Below are 4,674 nucleotides of genomic sequence, written 5' to 3' on the forward strand. Positions count from 1 at the left end.
GGCAAGGAGATCCGATGACCACGTACGCCGAGGCCACCGACAAGACCGTCGACACCTTCAAGCAGGGTGCGCGGGCGATGACCGACCGCCTGGATTTCCTGGCGACCATGCCGTCGCTGGACTTCGTCGAGCCGGTCGAGCGGTACTTCGACTACCTGCAGAAGGCGGTCGACCTCAACCGCGAGATGCTGATCCGCTGGGCCGAGCTGGCCTCGCAGATGTCGGGCACGCTGCGCGACGAGGCCCTGAAGGCCGGACACGCCCTCGAGGGCAAGGTCGAGGAGATGGCCGACAAGTCCGGCGAGCTGGCGCTCAAGGGCAAGGACCTGGCCGACAAGGCCGTCGACCAGGCCGGTGACGTCGTCGACCAGGCCGTCGAGGCCGGCGAGGACGCGGTCGAGGCCGGCAAGGAGACCACCCGCAAGGTGACCGGCAAGGCCAAGGAGCTGGCCGACGAGGCCACCGACACGGCCGAGGACGTCACCGACGAGGCGGCCGACACCGCCGAGGACCTGGCCGACGACGCCGCCGACTCCGCGCAGAAGACCACCAGCCGCAGCCGCAGCCGCCGGTCCTGATGCCCGCACCGGCCGGTCCCGTGCGGACCGGCCGGTGCCGGTCGGCCGCTGGCCCGGCCTGCACGGCGCCCGCACTGCGACCGCACTGGGTCCGTACTGGGCCCGCGCGGATGACATCGTCGACTCCGGCCCCGCCGGTCACATCTGCGGCGAGTTGATCCGCGCGGGCGTTGTTGATCCGCGCGGGCAGGGCACGGCCCGATGGCGGGCCTAGTGGGCGATGGCGGGCACGGTGGGCGCGGTGGGCGCGGTGGGCATGGTGGGCGTGGCGCCCGGTGGGGCCGGGAGCGTCACCGCGCGCCGGTCACGATCAGCCCGCCGAGTTCATCGTCGGCGACCACGGCCGGGGTCAGGCCGAGGCGGCGCATCCGGTCGGTGACCGATGCGACCTGCGCCGTTCCGACCTCCACCAGCAACAGTCCGCCCGGCGCGAGCCAGCCCGGCGCGCCGGCGATCACCCGGCCCAGGACGTCCGTCCCGTCCGGCCCGCCGTCGAGGGCGACCGCCGGCTCGTGGTCACGCGCCTCCGGCGGCATCAGCGCGATCGCCGCCGTGGGCACGTACGGGGCGTTGGCCACCAGCACATCCAGCCGCGCCCGCCGATCGGCCGGGAGCGCCGCGAACAGGTCTCCCCGGCGCACGGTCCCGCCGACCGCGGCCAGGTTGCGGGTCGCGCAACGCACCGCGGCCGGGTCGAGATCGCCGGCCATCAAACGGGTTCCGGGCACGGCCAGGGCGATGGCCAGCCCGATCGCCCCGCACCCGCAGCACAGGTCCGCGACCTGCGGCGGGTCCGCCCGTTCCGGCCCGGCGGCCGCCCGCAGGTGGGCCACCGCCACGCGCACCAGCAGCTCGCTGCGGCGCCGCGGGACGAACACCCCCGGGTCGATCGCCACCCGCCGGCCGGCGAACTCCGCCCAGCCGACGACCTGCTCCAGCGGCAACCCGGCGACGCGCCGGGCCAGCAGCCGCGCCAGCTCGCCGGCCGAGCCCGCCGCCTCCAGCAGCACGGCCGCCTCGTCCTCGGCGAACACGCACCCGGCCGCACGCAGCCGGTCGACCAGCCAGGCCGGTGGCGTTTCACCGGCCCCCGGACCCGGGTACGTGCCTGATGCGGTCATCGACCGCATCATCACCCATCACCGGCGGGCCCGTCGCCGGCATGTCCCCGCCGGTGTTCCCCGGCCGCGGGATCGCCGGCGGGGCCCGGACTCGAGGAGGACGCATGTCCGCACCATTGACCGGACGCCGGGTGGCCATCCTGGCCGCCGACGGCGTCGAGCGGGTCGAGTTCGAGCAGCCGCGGGATGCGTTGGCGGCCAACGGCGCCCGCACCGACCTGCTCTCCCTCCGCCCGGGAACCATCGCCGCGCGGGACCACGACCTCGACCCGGCCGGCGAGTTGCCGGTCGATCTCGTCGTCGGCCGGGCGGCCGTCGACGACTACGACGCCCTGGTGCTGCCGGGTGGCACGGTCAACCCTGACAAGCTGCGGATCGACGCGGACGCGGTGGATTTCGTCCGGGCCTTCGTCCGGTCGGGCAAGCCGGTCGCGGCCATCTGCCACGGGCCGTGGACGCTGGTCGAGGCCGGCGTGGTCGACGGCCGGACCGTCACGTCGTACCCGAGCATCCGGACCGACCTGGCCAACGCCGGCGCCACCGTGGTCGACCGGGAGGTCGCCGTGGACGGCAATCTGATCACCAGCCGCGACCCGGACGACCTGCCGGCCTTCTGCGCCGCCCTGGTCGACGCCCTGCGGGCCTGACCACCCCCGGAGCCGGTCGCCCGACCGCCCCGGTGTGACGAACGGCTCGGATCGCGCGCCCGTCACAACCCGCCGCCCGACGTGGCGTCACCCTGCCGTCGCGGCCAGGAGACCGGCAAGGAGACACTGTCGTCGAGCGACCGGGCCCGCCACTCGGCGGGTCCGACGGGTTCACACACGGCGGGGTCGATTCAGCGATGGGTGTTGTGCGCACTGACAGGACGGCGGCGGCCGTGACGGGATCCGGCCCGGGCCCGGTGGCCCGGTGAAGGCGCTGATCGTCGGCGGGGCCGGGTACATCGGGTCGGTGGTGACCCGGCTGATGCTCGCCGAGGGCCACCAGGTGGTCGTGCTCGACGACTGCTCCACCGGGCACGCCGATTCGGTGCCCGACGGGGTCGAGTTCGTGGCCACCGACATCGGTGAGGCCGGTGCGGTACTGGCCGGTGGCGGGTTCGACGCGGTGCTGCACTTCGCCGCCAAATCCCTGGTCGGCGAGTCGGTGGTCAAGCCGTCGCTGTACTGGCGGACGAACGTGACGGGCACCCGCGCGCTGCTCGACGCGATCGCCGAGCACGGCGTCCCGACCCTGGTGTTCTCCTCGACCGCGGCGACCTACGGCGAGCCCGAGGCGGTGCCGATCACCGAGGACGCGCCCGCCCGTCCGGGCAACACCTACGGCGCCACGAAACTGGCCGTGGACATGATGATCACCGGCGAGTGCCTGGCGACGCCGCTGGGTGCGGTGTCGTTGCGCTATTTCAACGTGGCCGGCGCCGCGCTGGGGGCCGGCGAGCGGCACGCGATCGAGACCCACCTGATCCCCAACGCGCTCGGGGCGGTGGCCGGGACCAAGGATCCGTTGACCGTCTTCGGCGACGACTGGCCGACCCCGGACGGCACGCCCGTCCGCGACTACGTCCACGTGCTTGACCTGGCCCGGGCCCACGTCCTGGCGCTGGGCGCGGCCCGCTCCGGGGAGCACCTGATCTGCAACCTGGGCAGCGGTGACGGGTACTCGGTCAAGGAGGTGCTGACCGCCGTCGAGCAGGTCACCGGCCGCCCGGTGCCGCACTCGGTGGGACCGCGGCGGGCCGGTGACCCGACCCGGTTGATCGCCTCCAACGCCCGCGCCCGGGAGCGGTTGGGCTGGACACCGGAGCTCGGACTGGCGGAGATGGTCGAGGACGCGTGGGCCTTCACCACGACGGGACGCACGATCCGCTGACCCCGGCCGGCCGGCGGGTCCGAGCGACATCGTTGTCGTCGTCACGGTCCGCCGGCCCGAATTCCCCCGGCCGGACCACACCGCCCGGTCCGGCTGCCGGGCCGTGCTGGCGGTGGGTCACGACGGCTCCGCGGCCGTCACCCGTTCACCGTGGGGACCGCCGGGTCCGGACGCACCCCGCGGTCACCGTGCGCAATCCCCGAACGGGTCCGGAAATCGATTTAGCGCATCCGGCCCCCACCGTGCGCGCGCATTTTTAATTGCGCACCGGTAACTTTCCCGGCCAGGCCCGCAATTCCTTCGCGGTGCCCGGAAAAGGGGTTCGTCATGAACGCTCTCGTCCTGCGCAGCGCCATCGTGGCGGCTCTGGGCGGATTGATCTTCGGTTTCGACACCGCAGTTATTTCAGGAACCACCGATGCCCTGGAGGATAAGTTCGGCATCAGTGGATTCATGCTCGGATTCACCGTGGCGACGGCGCTCATCGGCACCATCGTCGGTGCCCTCGGAGCCGGCAAGCCGGTCGACCGGTACGGCCGCAAGAAGGTGCTGATCGCCATCGGCATCCTCTACGTGATCGGCGCGCTCGGCAGCGCGCTGGCCGACAACCTTGTCGTCTTCATGGTCTTCCGGTTCGTCGGCGGCATCGGCGTCGGCGCCGCCTCGGTGACCGCGCCGATCTACACCGCGGAGGTCTCGCCGCCGGCCCAGCGGGGCCGGCTGGTCGGCCTGGTGCAGTTCAACATCGTGCTCGGCATCCTGCTGGCCTACATGTCGAACTACGTCATCGCCCAGCTGGTCGCGGCGGACACCGCGTGGCGCTGGATGTTCGGCGTCATGGCGATCCCCGCGGTCGTCTTCCTGGTCCTGCTGCCGTCCGTCCCCGAGAGCCCGCGCTGGCTGCTGTCCGTGGGCCGGGATGAGGAGGCGGTGGCCAACATCCGCCGGTTGACCTCGTCCGAGGCGGAGGCCCGGTTCGAGATCGACGAGGTCACCACCTCGCTCCGGGCGGCCGAGAACGCGCCGACGGTGCCGTTCTTCACCCGGGAGCACCGCAAGGTCATCCTGCTCGCCTTCGCCATCGCGGCGTTCAACCAGCT

At 73.0% G+C, this 4,674-nt stretch carries 5 protein-coding genes; 4 read left to right on the forward strand and 1 reads right to left on the reverse strand.

The window, feature by feature from the left end; translation table 11 throughout:
• The first annotated feature begins 14 nt into the window (after positions 1-14).
• Positions 15-578, forward strand: a complete 564-nt coding sequence (locus ACOJUF_RS26215) for a hypothetical protein (protein ID WP_420124741.1) — start codon at positions 15-17, stop codon at positions 576-578.
• Positions 579-868: 290 nt separating this feature from the next.
• Here the strand turns inward: ACOJUF_RS26215 and ACOJUF_RS26220 are convergent, their stop codons facing one another.
• Complete coding sequence (locus tag ACOJUF_RS26220) at positions 869-1,699, reverse strand: putative protein N(5)-glutamine methyltransferase (protein ID WP_420124742.1); 831 nt, start codon at positions 1,697-1,699, stop codon at positions 869-871.
• 104 nt (positions 1,700-1,803) lie between these two features.
• Between ACOJUF_RS26220 and ACOJUF_RS26225 the strand changes: the two genes are divergently transcribed.
• The 3 genes from ACOJUF_RS26225 to ACOJUF_RS26235 form a co-directional block, all read left to right on the forward strand.
• Positions 1,804-2,346 (forward strand): type 1 glutamine amidotransferase domain-containing protein, encoded by a 543-nt coding sequence (locus tag ACOJUF_RS26225; protein ID WP_420124743.1) that lies wholly within the window; start codon positions 1,804-1,806, stop codon positions 2,344-2,346.
• 265 nt (positions 2,347-2,611) lie between these two features.
• Entirely contained in the window at positions 2,612-3,574 is a 963-nt protein-coding gene (galE, locus tag ACOJUF_RS26230) for a UDP-glucose 4-epimerase GalE (RefSeq protein ID WP_420124744.1), read from the forward strand.
• A gap of 327 nt (positions 3,575-3,901) precedes the next feature.
• On the forward strand, positions 3,902-4,674 hold a 773-nt coding region (locus tag ACOJUF_RS26235), incomplete at its 3' end, for an MFS transporter (RefSeq protein WP_420124745.1).

Source organism: Nakamurella sp. (genome assembly GCF_048594475.1).
GTDB lineage: Bacteria > Actinomycetota > Actinomycetes > Mycobacteriales > Nakamurellaceae > Nakamurella.

What these genes read in the sequence shown, in the direction of transcription:
- ACOJUF_RS26215 (WP_420124741.1), top strand. Translation starts at nt 15, where the DNA reads ATGACCACGTACGCCGAGGCCACCGACAAGACCGTCGACACCTTCAAG.
- ACOJUF_RS26220 (WP_420124742.1), bottom strand. Translation starts at nt 1,699, where the DNA reads ATGACCGCATCAGGCACGTACCCGGGTCCGGGGGCCGGTGAAACGCCA.
- ACOJUF_RS26225 (WP_420124743.1), top strand. Translation starts at nt 1,804, where the DNA reads ATGTCCGCACCATTGACCGGACGCCGGGTGGCCATCCTGGCCGCCGAC.